5 protein-coding genes are annotated in these 3,188 nt (G+C 52.5%); 4 read left to right on the top strand and 1 reads right to left on the bottom strand.

What is annotated here, in order from left to right; genetic code table 11:
• Positions 1–189, top strand: a 189-nt coding sequence (locus Q0711_RS03950; RefSeq protein WP_298617809.1) for a hypothetical protein, incomplete at its 5' end; no start/stop codon positions are given.
• Here the strand turns inward: Q0711_RS03950 and bchI are convergent.
• On the bottom strand, positions 186–1,247 hold the full coding sequence (bchI, locus tag Q0711_RS03945; protein WP_366142448.1) for a magnesium chelatase ATPase subunit I: 1,062 nt from the start codon (positions 1,245–1,247) through the stop codon (positions 186–188). The genes Q0711_RS03950 and bchI overlap by 4 nt on opposite strands.
• A gap of 347 nt (positions 1,248–1,594) precedes the next feature.
• Here bchI and Q0711_RS03940 point away from each other — a divergent pair, with 347 nt between their 5' ends.
• The 3 genes from Q0711_RS03940 to rsmI form a co-directional block, all read left to right on the top strand.
• Positions 1,595–2,080: an RNA-binding protein gene (locus Q0711_RS03940; protein WP_298614386.1), complete on the top strand. Its 486-nt coding sequence runs from the start codon at positions 1,595–1,597 to the stop codon at positions 2,078–2,080.
• A gap of 18 nt (positions 2,081–2,098) precedes the next feature.
• On the top strand, positions 2,099–2,701 hold the full coding sequence (gene cbiT / locus Q0711_RS03935; RefSeq protein WP_298614384.1) for a precorrin-6Y C5,15-methyltransferase subunit CbiT: 603 nt from the start codon (positions 2,099–2,101) through the stop codon (positions 2,699–2,701).
• A partial coding sequence (gene rsmI, locus Q0711_RS03930) for a 16S rRNA (cytidine(1402)-2'-O)-methyltransferase (protein WP_299041691.1) occupies positions 2,701–3,188 on the top strand: 488 nt, incomplete at its 3' end. The genes cbiT and rsmI, both read left to right, overlap by 1 nt.

Raw genomic sequence — 3,188 nt, 5'->3', positions numbered from 1 at the left:
AATCGAGCGATCGGCCTTGAAGAGTTGACTAAGCTGGCAAATGTTTCCCTAGAGGCATCCCCCCAAGAAATTCATCAAGGGTTGCTAGAGATGCTTCGCCAAGTTCTCAATCAAGACCAACAGCTTCAAAAAGGAGTGGCGCGATCGCTCTACGAGTGGGGATTAGAGCGGTTGCAATCCTCAGCCTAAGCGGCAATCTCCACACCAAAAACCTCTTGGAAGACCTTGCGTACCTTGTAGCCGGAGTCAATGGACTCGAGCGGATCTTTGCGCAGTCGGTGGCGCAGACAGAGGACAATCACCCGTGCAATATCGTCAACGGTAACCTCGGTACGTCCCTCGAAGGCAGCCAAGGCCTTGGCCGCGCGGTTGGTGACAATGTCTCCCCGCAGGCCATCCACATCTAGCTCGGCGCACACTTGGGAAATTTTCACCCGCAGTTCGTGATCAATGGTGACGCTGGGCAATAGGGCTTGAGCAGCCACTAGCTTGGCTTGCAGCGCTTCCTGTTGGGCTTGGTATTTGGCCAAAAAGGCTTCGGGATTTTGATCAAATTGCGATCGCTGCTCCACAATTTCCACCCGCAGGGCCGGATCCTTGACCGTGCGAATCTCGGCGTGCATGCCAAAGCGATCTAGGAGTTGCGGTCGCAGTTCACCTTCCTCTGGATTGCCAGAACCAACTAGGACAAAGCGTGCCGGGTGACGAATGGAAATGCCCTCGCGCTCAACGGTATTCCAGCCGGAGGCAGCCGCATCAAGCAAGACATCCACCAAGTGATCGTCTAGGAGGTTGACCTCATCCACATAGAGAATGCCGCGATTTGCTTTTGCCAAGAGTCCCGGCTCAAAGGCCTTCACCCCCTCAGCAAGAGCTTTTTCAATGTCAATTGTGCCGCACACCCGATCTTCAGTGGCCCCCAACGGCAGATCCACCATGGGCACTTTTTTCTTAATGGTGTGAATCGGTTCACCTGCTGCCACAGCCACCTTCACAGCATCGCTCATCAGATCGGGATCGCTGGGGTGGCTATTAAAAGGATCATCGGCCACTACCTCGATTTCGGGTAGCAGATCCGCTAGGGCACGAATTGTAGTTGATTTGCCCGTACCGCGATCGCCCATGATCATGACGCCCCCAATTTTGGGGTCAATCACATTGAGCAACAGTGACAGTTTCATTTCGTCCTGACCGACAATCGCCGCAAAGGGGAAAACAGGCCGACGAGGTACAGCAGTCGCAGTCACAGGCATCCCATCGCAAAAACAGCATTGATTATTGTGCCATATCGCGTTTGTCCTGCCACAGCAAAATTTTTCCGCAAAATTCTAGCTCTAGGTGGAGAAACCGTGGTAGCCTAAATAGGGATAACTTAAGAGCTAAATGCTTACATTGCTTTTGCTCTGCCCCATCTATCACGGTTCTCAATTAGCAATAATCGCTGTGAACCAGATGAGTCATTTTACACCACCAATAGAGACGGGGGCTTTACGTGCCGGTGTGGGATGTAGGCCTCAGTTGCGAGCGGTTTTTCACGCCCGACTGTCCATTTTTGAATTGTGTTGTTTTTAAGCTGTCTAAGGGAGGTTTCTTTATGTCCGTGCGTTTATATGTGGGCAATCTGCCGCGTGAACTGAGCCGCGAAGAGCTAGAAGCCCTATTGACCCAAGAAGTGGGGGAAGTAGGTACCACTAAGCTGATCACCGATCGCAAAACTGGCAAGTGCCGAGGGTTTGGCTTTGTTACCGTCGAATCTGAGGAAATAGCGGATCAGGTGATTGAGAAACTCAACGGCTACACCTTTAAGGACAATCCTCTCAAGATTGAGAAGGCCAACGACAAGCCCAAATCTGAAGTTAAAGAAAAAGAAAAAGAAGAAGCACCCGCAGAAAAACCCACTCCCAGCAACCGCAGCAACAATCGCAAAAATAACAAAAATAATGGGCGGCGTACCCAAGCCAATGCTGCGCCGACAGAGTATGGCTCTGGAGATACGGAAGCTGCTCAACCAGATCCTCGCTGGGCAGATGCCTTAGCACAACTCAAGGAACGGCTGCTCGCTCAAAGCAGCAACGCTTAAGTGTTTTAGGCAGTTTCCATGACGGCGGATCCTTGGCCATTTGTTACTCCGGGTATCCCCGATGGTCTGTTTGAGCGATTACCAGGTATTCCCCTCACCCAACGGGAAACGCGGTTATTGATGCTTTCCTATTTGCGGCTTGAGCCGGACTCCTGCCTTTGGGATGTGGGGGCAGGCACAGGGACAATTGCTGTTGAAGCAGCACGCTTGGCGAAGCGGGGAAAGGTGATTGCCATTGAACGAGACGAGGAAGTGGTTGATCTCATTCAGCGCAATTGCGATCGCTTTGGCGTCAAAAATGTCCAGATTGTTGCCGGTTCGGCGCCAGATTGCTTTCCTCAGTTACGCGGTACACCACAGCGCATTTGCCTTGAAGGAGGACGCCCGATTAAAGAAGTTTTACTCCGAGCTTGGGAGTATCTTGCGCCCGGTGGCCGTTTGGTGGCGATCGCCAGCAGTTTGGAAAATCTCTATGCCCTCTCTGAAGGCTTCGCGACAGTCCAAGCCCGCAGTCTAGAGGTGGTGCAGTCGGTGATCAATCGTCTGGAAACACGGGGGGGACACCAAATTTTTGCAGCGGTGGAACCGATCTTTATTCTCAGTGGCGAAAAAATTTCCTAATGGGCATTGGACAATTGTGGGTGGTGGGTACCCCCATCGGTAATCTGGAGGACATGACTGCTCGTGCCCTACGTATTCTCAAGGAGGTGGATCTGATTGCTGCGGAGGATACGCGCCACACTGGTCGCCTCTTACAGCACTTTGGCATTACCACACCACAAATTAGCCTCCATGAGCACAATACTCGGCAGCGTGTGCCCCAACTGCTTCAGCGCCTAGAAGCAGGTCAGCAGATTGCCCTAGTCAGTGATGCAGGCTTACCGGGGGTGTCCGATCCCGGCTATGAATTAATTATTGCCTGTATTGCCGCAGCTATTCCGGTGACCCCAATTCCCGGCCCAAACGCTGCCTTGACGGCCTTGATGGCCTCAGGATTACCCATGAATCGCTTTTGCTTTGAAGGCTTTTTGCCTCCCAAGGGGCGCGATCGCCAGCAGCGACTGGCGGCATTACAACAGGAAACTCGCACGATTCTTCTCTACGAAGC

Origin of the sequence: uncultured Thermosynechococcus sp. (assembly GCF_937958135.1) — a bacterium.
Classification (GTDB): Bacteria; Cyanobacteriota; Cyanobacteriia; order Thermosynechococcales; family Thermosynechococcaceae; genus Thermosynechococcus.
The sequence above is the reverse complement of the archived record's forward strand: the minus strand, read 5'-3'. Positions and strand labels throughout refer to the sequence as shown.